This window comes from Clostridium formicaceticum, from assembly GCF_001854185.1.
Lineage (GTDB): Bacteria > Bacillota > Clostridia > Peptostreptococcales > Natronincolaceae > Andreesenella > Andreesenella formicacetica.
On the sequence record NZ_CP017603.1, the window covers coordinates 4074712 to 4092374 of the forward strand.

A 17663-nucleotide genomic window follows, 5' to 3' on the forward strand; every position below is an offset into this window, starting at 1 on the left:
CTAACAAATAACCCCTATACCATACTATTGCTATTGATGAAACTTACGTTTTAATTTATATCCATTTTTATATAGTACATAATTTCCTATGTCTTACAAGAATAAATCCTTCTCCCATTTAAATCTTCTGGAAGCTATCCCATCTATATCTCTTATTTCCAGTTCCACGTATTCATAGTCAACATAGCTGATTTTTTTATCTTCATATTCGCTTGGTATCTTTAACTCTCCTAAAACGTGATGTCCTTCTCCTTCTACCAATCTCCATTCAATATTTTCAGAAATTGTTAGTTGGTTTTCAAGGAAAAGAACTGCCCTCTGGCTTAAATCATAGGCATCTAAATCAACAGAATGTGTATTTAAAGCTACACCAAACCTAAAATAATTCTCATCATCCTCTATAGGATTTAAAAAAGTAATTCCTACAGCCACATTCCCTTCACTATTGACTATGAAGAGATCTTCATTAAAATCCTCTAGTTCATCCTCTTCGTATTCATCTATGTCGCCTATTTCAATAAAGTCTTCCTGTGAAACTTCATTTTCAGGTGATTTCTCTGGTTGATTTATAAAGCTATTTGCCAATACTATACCTATAAATAGTATTGCAAGAACTCCAGCAGTAATCATACTTCTATTAATTTTCATTCTGTTTCACTCCTTGTTATATCATAAATACTATCCTGCTTTGATGATTTCAACTTTGATGCCATCTGCAGGGGTTTATACGATATTATAGTTATCTACTTCTAATGGCCAACGATTAAAGTTAAAGAGAGCTTCTAAGCCCTCTTTTTAACTCACTGATTAAATTACCGTTTTTGCTCTTCTACACTATCGTCTCCGTGACAGCTACCTTTTTTCCCCTTCATCATAAATACCATCATACCTATATGCATTATTGGACAGATTAAAAAAATAGCATAAGGAGCCAGTCTTCCTAAAGGTCCTAGTTCCATTCCTAGCCTTGGTAATAATAAAATCGCTACTAATGGAATTAAACAACATAATAGCATTAATATCCCGTGATTTTTTCCTTTATGATTCATTTTTCTTCCTCCATTTAGAATTATTTTTTATTACTATTATTTGACTTTTTGCTTCCTTTTTTATTTAAATCACAACAATCCATCTTTTGTTCTCCAAAATTTCTTTTATTGGCTTCTTCTATTGATTTTAATAATTTTTGAAACCACTTTTTCAATTTAACCCTCCTTTTCCTCCTCGCTTATATAATCACGCAATATTTGTGCCAATTTCAATTGGTTATCTCGATTTTTTTTACAATATCCCTCCATAGATTGGTCACCTTTATCTGATCAAAGCCTGATTTTTCAATATTTCCCTCTGTTCTTCTGTTAATATTTGCTCCGTAAAAATTAACCACCAAAGGATTCATTATATCCATTAAAAACCCCAATACTTTTTCTTCGCTTCTAACATGCTCTATTAGAAGAACCTTTCCTGTTGGTTTTAGCACTCTCCTAATTTCTCTAAAACCCTTTACAGGGTCCGGTACAGAACAGAATACACAGGTGGCTACTACGTAGTCAAAGGTGTTACTAGCAAACGACATATCTTGTGCATCCATTTCTCTTAAGGCTACATTTTTTCCAAGAGTTTCTGCTCTTTTTCTAGCTCTTAACAGCATTTTAGAACTAAAATCAATAGCAGTTACTTCTATAGCATCATGATAATACGCAATATTTTTACCTGTTCCTACACCAATTTCCAGTACCTTACCCTTCATTTCTTGAAATAGAGGCTTCCTCCATTTTCCTAAAGCCATCTTTTCCATGGGCTTTTCTAAATAATCATAAAAACAAGCTACTCTATCATATCTTTTCCGAATTTTTTCTGTGTTAATATCCATTGAATCACCTTTCCTCAATAGCTGCAGTATTCTCTTAAATAGATATTTATTATTCTGTCCAGCTGTTGACTTAATTCCAGGTTGTTTTTACTTAAAATATCTTCTTTTTCTAAATTGTTTTCCAATGCTTTCTTCAGTCTATTGATTTCTTCTATAATATTTTGCTCATTTCTTAATGTATTTATCATATCTATCCCACCTTATCTTCTTTCTAAACAACTTATTGCAAGTATTATGCCAATGTTTTCCTTGCTATTTTCAGCGTCTACTGAGATTTAATCATGGTCTATATATCCTTATTAGCTTAAGATATCCTACACAAACTGTCGCAAATGCTACACTTTATGCTCCTACTAATATTATAAACATACGCTCCTAAATTTTAATATACTAAGGACTACATTTACAGCCCACGGTTTTGGGCGAAACCGTAGACCGTGTATATTAAAATTTAGCTTTAAAAGCGTATGTCTATATAGCGAAGTAATACATATTAATTTTATAAGAATAGATGTTTTGAAGAAGGAAGTAATTTCATGACAAAGCTAATAATAAAATATTTTTGCAAAATTAAACATAGAAAAACCCCTGCAACTAGCTTTACAGGGGCTATTTTCATTATGTTTTGATTAGATTAGAATCTTCCAATAATAACATCAGATTCATCAAGAATGCCAGCATTCACCAATGCACGCTGATATGATGTTGCTTCTCGAGAAATTCGAACTGTTGCACCTGAAATACCGTCAAATGAATTTTGCACTGTTTTTGTTGCACCAGATTCAACATCAACACCAAAGACATTTTGCTCATTTATTGCACCAGCATATCGAGAATTAGACCAATCTACTAAGGATGTAAGCTGTGTTGCATCTTGACCTATAAGTGATGCTTTGATAGCATCGTAATTTCCTTTCCATCCACCTAAGCCAAAGTAGCCATACTCAACAGCCATTTGTTGTGGTTGATCTCCATTAAATTCAACACCTAATGCAGCTAGAAAATCTTTTACAGAAGAATCATTTGAAATTCCCTCTAATACACCTACATCGTTTATTACGTGAGACCAAGGACTAATATCAAAAATAGTTTTATCAGCAAGAGAATTCCACTCAGATGGTTTTAATAAACCACCACCAGAAGTTCTAATTGTCGGAACAAGCATACCACTTCCTATTGTTATTTCTCCAACAGATGTATTGAAATCAAAGTCTTTATCAAATTTCATTTCATACTGATATCTTGTAACAGGATCTACTATAGCAACTGCTGCAACGCCTGTAGAGTCCACCGCAGTTGCATAAAAAGACATCATATCTGCAGTATGAACTGTAAACATAGAATCTCCTGCCTTATAGTCTTCCCCTGGTACCGCTGGTATAGGAGCCACAGAGAAGTCTACATCAACATAGGCATTCCCACTTTGACGACTGATCCAATACCCATCCTTCAATACGAAAAAGCCCATCTTAGCATCTGTTATAATTCCATTTTCATCTAACTCCAGTATTGTTTCAATATATTCATTAGAATCTTCAAATTTGGTACCGTTTGCCTCTCCTTTCCATGAGTAACCAACATAGCGCCCTGCCAGTAAAGCTGTATCTGTTTTAGGAGCTTCTGTATTATTGGCTTCATTGGCTGAACATGCAACAGCTGTAAACACTAACACTAAAGCTAACATTAACATTGAAAGTTTTTTCATAGTTTTTTTCCCCCTTAATTTAAGTAAGTTTTGTTAATAATTATTGCTTACTGAGCTATGACACTCATTATATGACAAATTTTCTACAAATTCAATAAAGCTTAACAATTAAAGGACAAATGACCCTATATAAAAGGATATTTGACAGTTATTATGCTTACTAAATTTCTAAATTACCATTTTCTTTTGGTAAAACATGGATTTCAGAAAACGCTAATTGTAACATCTGAAATTTCTTCAATAGGGTTCTGTAAAGTTTCTTACTTTAGGAACTTTTGTCTCGACCAATAGATGGCGGCTTCAGTTCGATTTGTTACATTAATTTTCTTCATAATTTTGCTGACATTATTTCTCACTGTTTTTTCTGCAATATATAAGGCCTCACCAATTTCTTTATTTGTTTTACCTTGACTAATATAGTCCAGTATTTTTCTTTCTTGAAGGATTAAATCTTCACTTGTATTGCTACTATGTTTGGCAACATCTAATGCTCTTGACACAATTGTCGACTCTAATATTGAATTTCCTAAAGCTACATCTTGAATTGCTTTTATAATTGTTTTACTATCTATATTCTTTAATAAGTAACCATCAGCACCTGCTCTAGTAGTTTCAATCATAATGGAATCATCCGCAAATGCTGTTAAAATAATTACTTTCACCTTAGATTTAATTTTTTTTATTTCACGACAAGCAACCGATCCATCACCATCTGGCATATTTATATCTAATAAAACAATATCTGGTTTTAATTTTTGAACTTGACGATAAGCCTCCATTAGGCTTTCTGCTTCACCACATACCGTCAGGCCAGGTGTTTGGTCAATTAATGATTTCATTCCCAATCTAACAATCGCATGATCATCCACCAGTAGCAATTTAACTTCTCTTTCCTTCATATCTATAATCATTCCTTTCTGGGTGGCATGTCTGGGTAGCATGGGACAGTTCTGGGTTCCGGATTACATATTTATCATGTCTTTTCTATGATCCGTCTACCTATCTCCGTTATTCTTACCAGTTATCTTATTGATATATTCTTTTGTTCGAGATTTCTAATTATTTCATCCCACACTTTTCTATCTATCTGTTGGATCTTTTTCTATGCGTTTGCAATTTTAAAAGTTTTATAAGAGACCTCAAGCCAATGTACTGTATTCCTGTCAAATATAATATATCCTATCAGGGTACATGTGTAACAATTTTTAATAAACTTTTTTCCATTTTTTATTTTCAAACCTTATTTTCTAAAAGCTAGAAAAAAAGAATCCGTGATAATATGGATTCTCTTCATTTCCAGATTATTTTCTTATCTTAAGAAATATACGGCAACTAATCCTAATACCAATATACTTCCTATTAATATAATAAGCCCTGATGGTTTATTTGCATCTTCTTGATGATATTCCTCCTGATGTCTATGATGATTACCTCCTCCACAGCATCCTATAGTGTATTCCTCCTTTCCTTAACTATTATTCGCCTTATTATTTCCTCCATGACAATCATTCTTATTCTCTTTAAACATAAATAACATCATACCTATATGCATTAAAGGGCAAACTAAAAATACAGCATAAGGAGCCAATCTTCCTAATGGTCCTAGTTCAATGCCTAATCGAGGCAGTAATAAGATAGCTACTAATGGGATTAAGCAACATAACAACATGAATATCCCATGATTTTTTCCCTTATGATTATGATTCATTCTATTTCTTCCATTCAAAATTATTTTTTATTATTATCTGGCGTTTTTCTCTCTCGTTTATTTAAATCACAACAATCCATCTTTTGTTCTCCAAAATTTTTTTTATTGGCTTCTTCGATGGATTTCAACAATTTCTGAAACCACTTTTTCAATTTAAACACCTCCTTTTCCTCAATAGTTGCAGTATTCTTTTAAATAGATATTGATTATGCTGTCCAGTTGTTGGCTTAATTCTAGATTGCTTTTACTTAAAATATCTTCTTTTTCTAAATTACTTTCTAATTCTTTCTTCATCCTATTGATTTTTTTCATATTATTTTGCTCATTTATTAATACATTTATCATTTCTATCCCACCTTCTCTCTTTTAAGTAATTTAATGCAAGTATTATGCCAATGTTTCTCTTGCTATATTTTAGTATCTACTGAGGATAAATCATGTTCCATATATCTGTAGTCGTTTAAGATATGCTACATAAACTGTTTCAAATGCTACACTTTACCCTCTCATGAATATATCTCCTATTAATAACGTATGCGTATGTAATCATGATAACAAATACATTTGTATTACCATTTATAGTGAATACTATCCTGTGTCCCCTAATGATACTTCCTCCAACAAGTCTGAGAATAAAAGAGTAGATATAATAATACTAAAAAATAGCCAGGAAACCTGACTATTTTTCTTAATATTTACGAGTATAGTATTGTTTAATATCCTTATGATAAATCATTTTTAGTACAAAAGCTGGCAACTTATCTGCCTTTCGATATAAGAATTCTCATTAATTTCAATAATAATTCTTTTTTGTTTATTCCAATCTATCTCTGATTTCTACTATTCCCTTAACAAATTCTTTCTTTCCTCCCTGAGCAGGATGTCTAACCCTATAATTAGTAATATTTAATTTATTAAGACTTTCCTCAGCTTTTCTGCCGACTGCAACAACATTTTTAATATTAAAGATCTCAATCATTTTCAAAAGAGGTTTCTCACCTAATATAAGTTCCTGCCTTGAAGGTGTTCTATTACTTCTTTCAACCCCTTCTTTATAGGGATGAAACGGAAATGCATTCCAAGCTAGCACCAGTAAATTATTCTTTAAAAGCGTTTCCCATATGATTGTGGCAGTTGCTTCCTTAACTAATCTATCCCCCGCTGAAGCTAATCTGTACCCTGCTGCTTTCCCAAAAAGATCTAACCCTTCTATATTATTCATAAGAAGATGTTCACTGGTAAAAGGTACGCCAGTAGAGCGACAGCCTCTATACCCAGGAGCTTCCCCAACAAAAATCGTCCAGGGCTTGAGCTTATACATCTGATTTAAATAAATTAAGAGATTATTCCTTCTTATTATGTTTTCTTCTACCGCATAAGCATACTGATTACATACATTTGGTGTAACCTCTGTTACTGCTAAATCTTCTACAAAATCCTCTAATTTCTTTATCATTGAATCGATCCTTTATAAAATTTGTTTATACTAATCAACCATAGTATATACTTCATTTCCGTCTCATTCAATGGAGTATATTGGATATTCCTACAGCTGTGTGCTATCCTTTATTTTTCATAACAAAATCCATTTTAACCTAATGCGACAAGAAGCCCCACCTCTAAGCGTAAGTATAGGTGGGGGGAGTATACCACAATAGCCTACAATAATACTTTCCTCAATAAATCTAAATATGAAAGGATAGATACACTGGTACTGAAAAATAGTCAGAAAGCCTGACTATTTTTCCTGATGTTTGTGAATATAATACTGTTTGATTCCACCATAAGAGATCATCTCCAGCACAAAGGGTGAGCGTGGATCTTCATTAATCTCTGTAACAGTTGTTTTGTTTTTTATTAAACCTGTTTCTAGCTGTAACACTAGCTCTTCTCCTTCTTTTACGAAATCAGTACTATTGGAGCAAGTAATTAAAGGTAATCCTAGATTGATAGCATTTCTGTAAAAAATCCTTGCAAAGGAAGGAGCTATGATGGCAGCTACTCCAGCTATTTTCAATGTAATAACAGCATGTTCTCTACTAGAACCACATCTGAAGTTTTTATCGGCTACAATAATATCTCCTCGATTAAATCTATTAAAGAAATCAGGATCTACACCTTCCATAGCATACTTAGCAATTTCTTCTGGCTCTACAAGCTCTAAATATCTCCCTGGATAAATTTGATCCGTGTCAATATTTTTATCTACAATCATCTACCTACTTATATAAAAATCCTCAATAGTGTACTTGCCAATATTAACATAAAGGCGCCACCAATACGGGAAGATATTTGGGCAAAAGGCATAAGCTCCATACGATCAGAGGCTGATAACACAGCTACATCTCCCGTACCTCCCATATTTGCCATACATAGTCCTGCTGTAATAGAAGATTCAATAGGATAAAACCCTACAAATCTACCTACGACACCAGAGCCTACTACCCCACCTATGATCGTTACAGCTACTAACAGCACATACTGAATCGTAAAGGCATCAATCACCTGTTGAAGGTTTGTAAAAGCCACCCCTATACCAATCAATAATACACCTGTCAAGTTCGTCATAACAAATTGAAACCACTGAAAAGCTCCTGTTTCGTATTCTCTAGGCAAGATGTTTAAGGCTTTTACTACCGCAACGGAGATGATCATCCATGCATAAGAATGTACTTGGGGTAAAAACTTTCCAATAATACTTCCTAGTATAAAGAAGGATACTGCCAACAATAATCCTCTTCCCATCATAGGAAAATTAATAGCTACTTTTTCTTCTTTTTCCTTTACTGCTTCCCTTGCTTCAGCTTTTTTATTTTTAAGCTCCATAAGTTCACCATTGCCTGTTAAAGATGGTTTTGCTTTTCCCAATCTATCTAATAAACCTGCTACAACAATAGCAGCAGCATTTCCTAATGCTACCGCCGGCACCATGACAGAAAGCATTTCTCCAGAATCTATTCCTAAACTAGAACCAAATATTTGAGCCAGTGGTACTGCACCTGCTCCCATGCCACCTCCCATAATCGGTACGCCAATATATAAAATAGCTTCTTTTGCTCCATAACCAATCATGGCTCCCACTAATCCTACTAGACCTAGTGCTACAACAACACCACCTAAAATTGCTGGTAAATATCTGACAGAAGCCTTAATTAAAAGTTCTCTATTCATACCTAAAATACTTCCGGTAATCAGTGCTGCAATATAAAAGTCTAAAAATCCTTCTCCTCGCATAAAATTGGACATAATCTCCACAGCACTTTCTGGCAATACATTGTAGGTTACTAATGCCGCTGAACCAAAAATAATTACAATGGAACCGCCACCCAAGTAATCCTTTACAATAGGTAGATGATTTCCTATTTCATTTAAAATAAGTCCTAATACCATCATCAAAGCAAAAGCGCCAATCATCCCCGCAGGCAATACTTCCATATAGGTTGCTGTTAAAACACCGGCTGTTATCAATCCAAAAAGCGGTAAAGAAATACCCATAATCCTATAACCTTGCTTTTCTTGTAATGCTACAGTTGTCATTTCTTTTTCCCCCTATTCTTTTATTTTTTTTGTGACCCTGATTTCCTTAGATGTCTATTCGTAAACGTTTGCCTTTTTAGTTAAAACCTCTTTATAGGCTTCAAATACATCCTCTTTTTTGTAATTTAAAATTTTCTTTCCCTAAATTCATAGACAATCACTCTCCTTCGCATTTTTATAGGTTACCTCCATAGTATAAAAATTTTTTAAAAAAGAAAACATTTAGAAACTTTTCTAAATGTTTTGTAAGTAAAAAAAACAATGACTTTTTTTTAACAATACTTCAAATTTATTCTACCTCTCTCCATTTATATAAATGTCTAGGTCTGCCTATAGCACCATACTCAATTTCTAGTACCAATTCTTCTAATGACACTAGATATTCCAGATATCTTCTTACAGTTACTCTTGAAACCTTCATTTTTTCTGCTACTTCTTCACTGGTAAGATATTCTGCTTCATGAGATTTCATAAATTTTCGTATCCTTTCAAGAGTTTTTTTGTGAATACCCTTTTGAAAGTCTTTTTCTAATACATCAGCACTTTGTTTCATAATTTTGTCAATATCCTCTTGAAAAATAGTATTTTTATGCTTTAGTAGCTGATAGCGTTCAATATAGTTATCTAGGGTGCTTTTCAACCGTTGGTACTCGAAGGGTTTGATCAAATAATCTATGGCCCCTAATTTTAATACTTCATCAATACTTTCTGCTTCCTTTGCAGCAGTTACTAAAATAACATCTATTTTTAGGGATCTTTTTCTAACTTCTTTTAAAAAACTGATCCCATCCAACTTAGGCATGAATACATCCAAAATTACTAGATCTACAGAATGGTTTTTTAAGAAGTTTAAGGCTTCTTGTCCATTTTCTGCCATATACACTACTTTAAACCCCTTAACACGTTCAACATATTTCTTATTTAATTGTGATACCATAGGGTCATCTTCAACAATTAGCACCCTTATCATGGTTTTCCCCCTCCTTTGGCAAAGTAACCGTAAATTCTGTTCCTTCATGGATATTCGTGGTAACCTTTATACTTCCTCCTAAGCTGTCCACTGTATTTTTTACTAAAGATAAGCCTATTCCACTACTTAATTTCTTTGTTGAGAAGCCTCTTTTAAAAATACGTGATAGGTCTTCCTCCGAAATACCTCTCCCGGTATCTTTTACTTTGATGAGAACCTTTTGATGAGACTCTATTATGTCAATTTTAATAGCTTTTTCTTCTTTCTCACTTAGACTAATAGCTTCCATAGCATTTTCAATCAAATTTCCCAAGATTGTTACCAGCATACTACTGGTGATTTTCCCTTTTCTTTTTTCAAGATAACTATCCTCTGTTATCGTCATGGTAATTCCCAATTCTTTAGCTCTACTAATTTTGCCTAATAATAGTCCCGCTATAGTAGCATCTTTTATTTTTCCCATGACTAATGTCATAATTTGTTGCTGTCTTTTATTCGCACGAATAATATAATTTTTTGCTTCTTCAAATTCCTCAATTTCTATTAATCCTAAAATAACATGTAATTTGTTCATAAACTCATGACTGTTGGCCCTTAAAGCCGCAACAATTTGCTTCACTCCTGTAACTTCCTCTGCTAAACGAGTAATCATTGTTTTATCTCTAAAGGTAGCAATAGCTCCTAAAATCTCTTCTCCATTTTTGATGGGAACTCTATTACTTATAATAATAGTATCTTTTACCAACTGCTCTCTATCATATTCAGCAACACCTGTTCTTAATACCTCAGGGAGCCTACTGGTTGGAAGCAGGTTAGTAACCTTTATCCCAATAACATCCTTTTCATCTATATGAAATAGTTTTCTTGCAGAATCATTGATCAAAGTAATTTTTTCATCACTATCAATTGCAACAACACCTTCATGAATAGCCTCTAACATCCCCTTTTTTTCAACATATAACTTTGCAATTTCATCTGGCTCTAATCCTAATAGATTTTTTTTAATGCTGTTTGCCAACAAAATTGCCCCTATTATTCCAAAAAACAATCCTACAAAGGAAGCTAAAATTGTCGTAATAAGCCTTTGTTTTTTTATTTCTGCTACAGTTTGGATCAACGTTCCTACCATGACAAACCCAAGCTGCTGATGATTTTCCTCATCATAGATTGGTGCAAAAGCTCTTATGGAGGTTCCCATTGTTCCCGTTGCCTCAGATATATAGGATTCTCCAGTTTCCACTACCCTCAGCTCATCCCCACCAACGAATTTTTCTCCCAATCGTTCAGGGTTAGGATGCGCATACCTAAAACCCTCCATATCTGCCACCACAATAATCTCTACCTGATTGGTCTCAGCTAATATTTTTTGCACAAAGGGTTGTATTGGATTTTGATAGTAGTCATCACGCTTCATCCCTTCTACGACATTAGGACTATTTCCTATTACCTTAGCGATATTCATAATATTGGTACTAATCTCTTGATGCATATTTAATATCGTCCATCTTGTAGCAAAGTAAATCGTGGTATAAATAGAAATAATAACAATTATTATCGTAAATAAGGTTATTTGGGTTTGCAGTTTCAATTGTTTGTTTTTCATAAAAAATTCCTCTTTTATAAAGAAAATAAGATTTTCTTTAGCCATCTAGAAATTTGCTTGCTTAGTTCATTATTTCTATTAATTATTATTTCCTACAACCTACTAGTATATTTCTATCTTAAATGAGAATAATTCGCTAAATATTCTTAAAATCCTTTCTTATTATCCCTAGTTTTTTATAAATACCTATTAAAAGTCAAAACCAAAGACATATACTTGCTACACCTATAAAACAAAATTAAAGATGTTATAAAGCATAGAAAAAAGCCGCATAAATGCGGCTTTCATACTACGACAGGCTTTCAAACTTGTCTTCTATTCTAAAGCTGTTCTATTTTTTAACTCAAATCAAAAGTAAAAAAATTGCTATTTCTTTGCTGCAGCACTTTCTCCAGCAATCCTTCCAAATACTGCTATATCCGCTAGTGCATTACCACCTAAACGGTTCGTACCATGAATTCCACCTGTAACCTCACCAGCTGCATATAATCCCGGTATTACATTTCCATTTTTGTCTAAAACCTGTGCATTTTCGTTTATTTCAACACCACCCATGGTGTGATGCACTGTAGGAACGCGTCCACCTGCATAGAATGGAGCAGTATCAATCTTATCAGCAAATAATGTTCTCCCAAAAGCATCTGCACCACCTGCTTCTACAGCTTTGTTAAATTCATTTACTGCATTAATAAGGTTAGTAGGGTCTACACCAATCTTTTCTGCAAGTTCCTCTAGAGTATCGCCTTTAAAAGCTCTACCTTGTTCAATAAGTTCATCGATTGATTCGTTGAAGTTATTTTTCGTATCTCCTGTTGGATAAGAATGCTTATCAACAATTACCCACATGTAAGCATCCTGTTGTTCCATCAATGCTTTTGTCATGACATCTCTTCTAGCGCCTTCATCTACGAAACGATTACCATCTTTATTGACAAAAATACGATTTTCAACACCTTGTTCTATATTTCCACTGAGACTTCCTGACACAGGATCCCCCATTGGAAGTAATTGAATATGTTCTAATCCCACGAAGTTCGCATCAACAGCTTCAGCTAGTAGCAAACCATCCCCTGTTGCACCTGGATGATTGGTGGTTTTAATTTCAGTAAGGGCAGGCCAGCTTTCGTTGTACTTATCTCTCAACTCAATGTTAGCCCCAAAACCACCTGATGCAAGGACTACACCATTGTTTGCATTAAGGATTACGTCTCCTTTTAAACCTTTTGCTTTAACCCCTACAACCTTGTCGTTTTCTACTATTAGTTCAACTGCTTCGGTATCTAATAAAACTTCAATGCCATCATTTTCATTAATATAATTTTGATATGTGTCTATAAAACCAGTTCCTAATGGTGTAGAAGGCTTATGGGCTCTTGGCCACAAACCACCTAAAACAGTAAATACTTCATCGTTGAACTTCATACCCATACTTTCAAGCCACTCAACAGCAGGATATGCATTGTCTGTCAGCACTTTTATTAAAGAGGGATTTCCCACTTTGTCGCCACCTTCATAGGTTTGTGTAAAGTGTTTATCAGGAGAATCTTCAATACCTTGTGCAACCTGTCTTGGGGACCCGGCAGCATTAAGTGCGCCTCCTGAAAGAATTGTATTTCCACCAAGTCTTGGCATTTTTTCAATAACAATAACCTCTGCACCATTTTGATGAGCAGATACTGCAGCAGCAAGACCTGCACCACCACCACCGATAACAACTACATCTGTTGTATACTCTACAGCTTCACCTGTAACTTCTGCACTATCTCTTTTCACGTTTAAAGCATCAATATCTCCACCTGCTAATTTGATAGCTTCTGTTACTGCAGCTATGATTGCCTTACTCGTAACCGTCGCACCTGATATAGCATCAACAGCTAAGGTTTGATCTTCTACAATTGCTTTAGGTATTCTTTCTATTGCTGGATCTGTTATCCCAGGACTTTCCTTATGATCTAAAATTTTGACATCCTTAATTGAGCTTTCATCTACAGTAACCTCAACCTCTATATCTCCATTATGACCAGCTGCAGATGCCCTATAGGTCCCAGCTTTAAACATTGCTGACTCTGTTGATTCTGCAGACTTAGACTGACAGCCCACGATAGATACAATTAGAACGATACACACTAGAATAGCAATCATTCGCTTCGATGTGAAAATTTTCTCCATCCTTTCATTCCTCCTACTTTTCTTTTTTTACACTAAGTACTTTTTGACATTGTTCTCCTTACACTACTAGCTGTAAAAACAACCCTTAATAAAGTTTTTCATGTTTCAGCTATCGGGCGCCATAAAATAGCTAAAGAATTCATTCTATTATTACAGTGATTATTTTATAGAATACATTCACTGAATGTATTCATTATATAAAATTGTTAATTGTTCGTCAATATTTTCTTAATAATTTTTTAACAACTCCTTAGCATTTTTCTCCCTACCCTCCTAATAAAGTGCTTTTTGGTCTAATTTACTTTAAGTAATATATTTGTTATAATTTTCTTATTACTTCAATATAAAGATAGGAGAAATCTTATTATGAAAAAAAAACTAACCAGTCGACAGATCCAAGCCCTCAATACACAGGACAAAATATATCGCGTTGCTTTTGATCTGATTGAAAAAAAAGGTTTTCAAAATATTACCGTAGAAGAGATATGCAAAGCAGCTGATGTATCCGTAGGATCCTTCTATAACAGCTTTAAATCAAAAAGTGAAATATTGGATAGAATATTTAAATTAGCAGATGACTACTTTTTAAATGTTGTAGCTGTTAATATCAAGGATGGAAGTGCTCAAGAAAAAATAGTAGAATTTTTTCAGTATTATGCTGATTATAACTTAGAAAAAGGCATTGATTTTGTCAAACAATTATATAATGTTAAAAACAACCTATTTACAATAAAAGGAAGACATATGCAGCGTGTGCTACAGAAGATCATTGAGGAAGGACAAAAAAAAGGAGAGCTTTCTACCGATATGACACCAGAGGAAACTGTAAGGTTTCTATTTATTGCTGTAAGAGGAATTGTTTATGATTGGAGTCTACACGATGGTCAGTATGACCTTCCTGAGTATATTCGTAATTATGTGAAGCGATTAGTTAGCATTTTATAGTCATTCCTGCTTCTATATTAAAATTATATTAAAACACTACATACAAAAAGAAATGGTACTTGCCGTTTCTTTTTTTCTTTTAAAACAAAGCTTAATAAAATGCAAATTAGATACACTTCCCAAAACCTTTCCCTTAAAATAAATATTTTTTAAAAGTTCAATAAAAAAAAGTATAAATTTACCAAATAAATTTCTTCAACCTACATCTGCCTAAAATGACACAGAAATGCTCTAAAGGAGGAATTTAAACAGTCTGAGTGTGCTTTTTTCTTTTTTTCCATGTGTTCATATATCCAAAGTCGTACATACTAAATAGGAGATCTATTACTAAAATGAAATACCCATATTTCTATCTATATATAGACTGTTGTCACAGCGTTTTCTTTTTAAAAGTGTATTCGCTAATTTTGCTAAAACCAATATTGAAAATCCTAGCTTACCGATAAAGATTAGTACTATATATCTTATGCAGAAAGGGGTAATACAATGCCAGGAAAACTAGTTTCTGTCAACGAAATTATGCGTGCCATTGCATGCTTTAAAGGAGCTTATAAATATTTAAGTGATCTTCCTTACCACACGCTATATATCTATGAAACTCTGAGTATAGATGGTTTTGATAAAGCAAATAAGTTAGTTATCAAAATTTTAAAGGAATACAGAACCATTCATTCTACAATGAAATCAATAGAACTCCTAAATATTTCTCCTGAGTTCAATGATAATGCCTCGATCATTATGTATGCTGCCGAACAAAATTTAGATTACTTCTTAGGTGTTCTAACCCAGCTTAAAAAAGGAGAAGAAAAGTTCGTAAGCATGACTACTAAAAAGAAAAGAGGATAAAAATGTTGAAACCAAGTTATTTATCTTTATTGAAAAATCAAGAATTATTAACCAGGGTAAATCTTTTAAAGGAAATGTTGAAGGATTGTGTTTTATGTCCCCATCAATGTAAGGTCAACCGATTATCAGGGGAAAGAGGCTACTGTAGAACCTTAGATAATGTGGTAGTTTCAGGAGCTGAATCTCATTTTGGTGAGGAAAGGGAATTAGTAGGTCGTTACGGTTCTGGAACTATTTTCTTCTCTCACTGCAACTTAAAATGTGTCTTCTGTCAAAACTATGAGATTAGCCATTGCGGTGAAGGTAAAGAAATGACTCCTTCCCAATTAGCGGACTTGATGCTATATTTGCAAAATCGTCAATGCCATAACATTAATCTAGTATCACCAGGACACATCATTCCTCAAATTGTGGAGGCTATTTATATTGCAGCTAAAAAAGGTTTGGCTATTCCCATTGTATACAATACCAATGGCTACGATTTAGTAGATACCTTAAAGCTATTGGAGGGAATTGTTGATATCTATATGCCAGACATCAAATTTGCTGATGATCTCACTGCCGAAGCGTACTTAAAGGTAAAACAATACTATAGCATCGCTAAAAAGGCTGTAAAAGAAATGTATCGTCAAGTGGGAGATTTAAAAGTCAATGAAGAAGCTATTGCTTATCAAGGTTTACTCATCCGTCATTTAGTAATGCCACAGAACCTTGCTGGGACTGAAAAAATTATGCAATTTATTGCTGATGACCTTTCCCCTGATACCTATGTTAATATCATGGCTCAGTATTATCCCGCCTATAAGGCCCATAAGTATGAGACAATAAATAGACGAATCACTAAAGAAGAATTCCAATCTGCTATAAATGCTGCGAAATCTACTGGTTTAACAAATATAAGATAAAAAAACCCTCTGCTATATGAAAATATAGCTAGAGGGTTCTTTCTTTATCGTTAAAAAATATTTACTACATATATAGCAACCATAGAAAGAAAAGTAAGTGGTATCAGATACACATAATTTTTATATAGTTTTCTTAAGCCTACTTCAAAGTATTCTAACGTTAAAACCTGGCATAAATGCAATGGTGAGATATAATAGAACAAAAATGAAGTAGTAAAAATAAACATAGCATATAGAAGTTTTGTATCGTAATCAGGTGCTAGAGGTAGCACAATTGGAAACAATATAGCAATTCCTGGCTGTGCAGAGGCTAAAGACAAACAGATAACAGCACAGGCCATAAATATCAATAGCTCCAAAGGCATCCCCTGCTCTAAAAGGTTGCCGAAAAAAACATAGATTTCATCCATATCTGTTACAATATTTCTATAAAACATAATACCGATGATTGCTATAACTAAGGGCATCTTTAGTCCTTTATACATAGTCTTTAAGGGGTTTTCTCCCATATCATATTTAGTATCGTACCTTTTGTCATAGGTGTTGATAGCCATACTAATCCCAATACCCAATAGAAGGGAAATATAAAACGGCATAGAAAAAATAAGAGCGCCTAATAAGCTAATGAGGATAGGTAAAGCATATAATAAAAACTGCATAATAGCTTTTAGATATTCCTGTGTATTTACTTTTTTTATCTCTGGATCCTTATAATTTCTAATAAAAAGTATGTAGCCTAATATATACATAAATACGCTTATAGGAAATTGAATTTTTATAAGATCCCAAGCAGCGATTTCCCCCAATTCTATCGCCAAAATCATCGCTGGAGATAAGGGAAAAATAAGAAAAAGAGTATGTCGAAAAAGTAAGTTGATGGTGGCTTTTTCATCTTTAGAAATGGACAATCTATCTCCTAGCCTTCCTACCACAGGACAAGACATTAGTGCACCACCATAGACCAAAAGCGTGCCCATAATCGAAGGAGCTAGTAGTATCGTGAGTTTCGCACTTCTTAAAATAGTTTCTAAGGAAACTACCATCCTATCTAAAATAAGGTATTGGTCCATCAAATAAGCTAAAACAGTAATCAGACCTACAGTTAAAGCCAGTGTAATCGTAGATTGGCTCACGATAGTATGAAGAAATGTATTCACAATGTATGGTATACTTCTACCATTTAATAAAGCTAATAAAGCAGCTGCTACGATCATAGAATAGCCCATATTAATTTTCCTATTTACCAAAAATAAGATAACCCCCAAAGAAACCCCTAATGAAAATACTAGCATGTCATCATTCCTTTTTTAAAAAATATACCTATATTATAATTTATCTCTCAGTAAAATAGCAACTTAATATTTATTAAAATATTCATGGAAATTTTAAGTCTAGGTTAAAG

The 17663-nt window shown here is 33.6% G+C and carries 20 protein-coding genes; 3 read left to right on the forward strand and 17 right to left on the reverse strand.

The window, feature by feature from the left end:
• Positions 1–93: 93 nt before the first annotated feature.
• The 16 genes from BJL90_RS19000 to BJL90_RS19055 all read right to left on the reverse strand — a co-directional run bounded on the left by BJL90_RS19000 (position 94) and on the right by BJL90_RS19055 (position 13565).
• On the reverse strand, positions 94–648 hold the full coding sequence (locus tag BJL90_RS19000) for a hypothetical protein (RefSeq protein ID WP_070971861.1): 555 nt from the start codon (positions 646–648) through the stop codon (positions 94–96).
• Positions 649–812: 164 nt separating this feature from the next.
• Entirely contained in the window at positions 813–1049 is a 237-nt protein-coding gene (locus BJL90_RS19005) for a DUF2933 domain-containing protein (protein ID WP_070971864.1), read from the reverse strand.
• A 20-nt stretch (positions 1050–1069) separates the two neighbouring features.
• Positions 1070–1204 (reverse strand): LDCC motif putative metal-binding protein, encoded by a 135-nt coding sequence (locus tag BJL90_RS22970; protein WP_250637586.1) that lies wholly within the window; start codon positions 1202–1204, stop codon positions 1070–1072.
• Between the two features lie 54 nt (positions 1205–1258).
• Positions 1259–1873, reverse strand: coding sequence for a class I SAM-dependent methyltransferase (locus BJL90_RS19010; protein ID WP_070971867.1), 615 nt, complete (start codon positions 1871–1873; stop codon positions 1259–1261).
• A gap of 14 nt (positions 1874–1887) precedes the next feature.
• A complete protein-coding gene (locus tag BJL90_RS21650) occupies positions 1888–2061 on the reverse strand; it encodes a Spo0E family sporulation regulatory protein-aspartic acid phosphatase (protein ID WP_081562108.1) in 174 nt (57 codons plus the stop codon).
• A 446-nt stretch (positions 2062–2507) separates the two neighbouring features.
• Positions 2508–3578 carry a hypothetical protein gene (locus tag BJL90_RS19015; protein ID WP_070971870.1) on the reverse strand — a complete coding sequence of 357 codons (1071 nt, stop codon included), beginning with the start codon at positions 3576–3578 and terminating at the stop codon, positions 2508–2510.
• Between the two features lie 260 nt (positions 3579–3838).
• Positions 3839–4477: a response regulator gene (locus BJL90_RS19020; protein WP_169824246.1), complete on the reverse strand. Its 639-nt coding sequence runs from the start codon at positions 4475–4477 to the stop codon at positions 3839–3841.
• Positions 4478–5046: 569 nt separating this feature from the next.
• Entirely contained in the window at positions 5047–5286 is a 240-nt protein-coding gene (locus BJL90_RS19025) for a DUF2933 domain-containing protein (RefSeq protein WP_070971873.1), read from the reverse strand.
• 20 nt (positions 5287–5306) lie between these two features.
• Entirely contained in the window at positions 5307–5438 is a 132-nt protein-coding gene (locus tag BJL90_RS22975; RefSeq protein ID WP_250637587.1) for an LDCC motif putative metal-binding protein, read from the reverse strand.
• A 19-nt stretch (positions 5439–5457) separates the two neighbouring features.
• Complete coding sequence (locus tag BJL90_RS22210; RefSeq protein ID WP_156778859.1) at positions 5458–5631, reverse strand: Spo0E family sporulation regulatory protein-aspartic acid phosphatase; 174 nt, start codon at positions 5629–5631, stop codon at positions 5458–5460.
• A gap of 469 nt (positions 5632–6100) precedes the next feature.
• On the reverse strand, positions 6101–6742 hold the full coding sequence (locus BJL90_RS19030; protein WP_070971876.1) for a uracil-DNA glycosylase: 642 nt from the start codon (positions 6740–6742) through the stop codon (positions 6101–6103).
• Positions 6743–7024: 282 nt separating this feature from the next.
• Positions 7025–7501, reverse strand: a complete 477-nt coding sequence (locus tag BJL90_RS19035) for a LeuD/DmdB family oxidoreductase small subunit (protein ID WP_070971879.1) — start codon at positions 7499–7501, stop codon at positions 7025–7027.
• A gap of 8 nt (positions 7502–7509) precedes the next feature.
• Complete coding sequence (locus BJL90_RS19040) at positions 7510–8823, reverse strand: 2-hydroxycarboxylate transporter family protein (RefSeq protein WP_070971882.1); 1314 nt, start codon at positions 8821–8823, stop codon at positions 7510–7512.
• Between the two features lie 289 nt (positions 8824–9112).
• Complete coding sequence (locus tag BJL90_RS19045) at positions 9113–9793, reverse strand: response regulator (protein ID WP_070971885.1); 681 nt, start codon at positions 9791–9793, stop codon at positions 9113–9115.
• Positions 9771–11396, reverse strand: coding sequence for a DcuS/MalK family sensor histidine kinase (gene dcuS, locus BJL90_RS19050; RefSeq protein ID WP_070971888.1), 1626 nt, complete (start codon positions 11394–11396; stop codon positions 9771–9773). The genes BJL90_RS19045 and dcuS overlap by 23 nt, the downstream gene beginning before the upstream one ends.
• A gap of 366 nt (positions 11397–11762) precedes the next feature.
• Positions 11763–13565 carry a flavocytochrome c gene (locus tag BJL90_RS19055; RefSeq protein ID WP_070971889.1) on the reverse strand — a complete coding sequence of 601 codons (1803 nt, stop codon included), beginning with the start codon at positions 13563–13565 and terminating at the stop codon, positions 11763–11765.
• A gap of 366 nt (positions 13566–13931) precedes the next feature.
• Between BJL90_RS19055 and BJL90_RS19060 the strand changes: the two genes are divergently transcribed.
• The 3 genes from BJL90_RS19060 to BJL90_RS19070 all read left to right on the forward strand — a co-directional run bounded on the left by BJL90_RS19060 (position 13932) and on the right by BJL90_RS19070 (position 16261).
• Positions 13932–14510 (forward strand): TetR/AcrR family transcriptional regulator, encoded by a 579-nt coding sequence (locus BJL90_RS19060; RefSeq protein WP_070971893.1) that lies wholly within the window; start codon positions 13932–13934, stop codon positions 14508–14510.
• A 486-nt stretch (positions 14511–14996) separates the two neighbouring features.
• Positions 14997–15356 (forward strand): hypothetical protein, encoded by a 360-nt coding sequence (locus BJL90_RS19065; RefSeq protein ID WP_070971897.1) that lies wholly within the window; start codon positions 14997–14999, stop codon positions 15354–15356.
• A 2-nt stretch (positions 15357–15358) separates the two neighbouring features.
• Positions 15359–16261, forward strand: a complete 903-nt coding sequence (locus BJL90_RS19070) for a radical SAM protein (protein WP_070971900.1) — start codon at positions 15359–15361, stop codon at positions 16259–16261.
• 50 nt (positions 16262–16311) lie between these two features.
• Here the strand turns inward: BJL90_RS19070 and BJL90_RS19075 are convergent, their stop codons facing one another.
• Positions 16312–17508: a DUF401 family protein gene (locus tag BJL90_RS19075; RefSeq protein WP_169824247.1), complete on the reverse strand. Its 1197-nt coding sequence runs from the start codon at positions 17506–17508 to the stop codon at positions 16312–16314.
• Positions 17509–17663: the final 155 nt, after the last annotated feature.

Excerpts from the sequence above, each read along its gene's own strand:
- BJL90_RS19000 (WP_070971861.1), bottom strand. The coding sequence starts at position 648 with ATGAAAATTAATAGAAGTATGATTACTGCTGGAGTTCTTGCAATACTA.
- BJL90_RS19005 (WP_070971864.1), bottom strand. The coding sequence starts at position 1,049 with ATGAATCATAAAGGAAAAAATCACGGGATATTAATGCTATTATGTTGT.
- BJL90_RS19010 (WP_070971867.1), bottom strand. The coding sequence starts at position 1,873 with ATGGATATTAACACAGAAAAAATTCGGAAAAGATATGATAGAGTAGCT.
- BJL90_RS21650 (WP_081562108.1), bottom strand. The coding sequence starts at position 2,061 with ATGATAAATACATTAAGAAATGAGCAAAATATTATAGAAGAAATCAAT.
- BJL90_RS19015 (WP_070971870.1), bottom strand. The coding sequence starts at position 3,578 with ATGAAAAAACTTTCAATGTTAATGTTAGCTTTAGTGTTAGTGTTTACA.
- BJL90_RS19020 (WP_169824246.1), bottom strand. The coding sequence starts at position 4,477 with ATGAAGGAAAGAGAAGTTAAATTGCTACTGGTGGATGATCATGCGATT.
- BJL90_RS19025 (WP_070971873.1), bottom strand. The coding sequence starts at position 5,286 with ATGAATCATAATCATAAGGGAAAAAATCATGGGATATTCATGTTGTTA.
- BJL90_RS22210 (WP_156778859.1), bottom strand. The coding sequence starts at position 5,631 with ATGATAAATGTATTAATAAATGAGCAAAATAATATGAAAAAAATCAAT.
- BJL90_RS19030 (WP_070971876.1), bottom strand. The coding sequence starts at position 6,742 with ATGATAAAGAAATTAGAGGATTTTGTAGAAGATTTAGCAGTAACAGAG.
- BJL90_RS19035 (WP_070971879.1), bottom strand. The coding sequence starts at position 7,501 with ATGATTGTAGATAAAAATATTGACACGGATCAAATTTATCCAGGGAGA.
- BJL90_RS19040 (WP_070971882.1), bottom strand. The coding sequence starts at position 8,823 with ATGACAACTGTAGCATTACAAGAAAAGCAAGGTTATAGGATTATGGGT.
- BJL90_RS19045 (WP_070971885.1), bottom strand. The coding sequence starts at position 9,793 with ATGATAAGGGTGCTAATTGTTGAAGATGACCCTATGGTATCACAATTA.
- dcuS (WP_070971888.1), bottom strand. The coding sequence starts at position 11,396 with ATGAAAAACAAACAATTGAAACTGCAAACCCAAATAACCTTATTTACG.
- BJL90_RS19055 (WP_070971889.1), bottom strand. The coding sequence starts at position 13,565 with ATGGAGAAAATTTTCACATCGAAGCGAATGATTGCTATTCTAGTGTGT.
- BJL90_RS19060 (WP_070971893.1), top strand. The coding sequence starts at position 13,932 with ATGAAAAAAAAACTAACCAGTCGACAGATCCAAGCCCTCAATACACAG.
- BJL90_RS19065 (WP_070971897.1), top strand. The coding sequence starts at position 14,997 with ATGCCAGGAAAACTAGTTTCTGTCAACGAAATTATGCGTGCCATTGCA.
- BJL90_RS19070 (WP_070971900.1), top strand. The coding sequence starts at position 15,359 with ATGTTGAAACCAAGTTATTTATCTTTATTGAAAAATCAAGAATTATTA.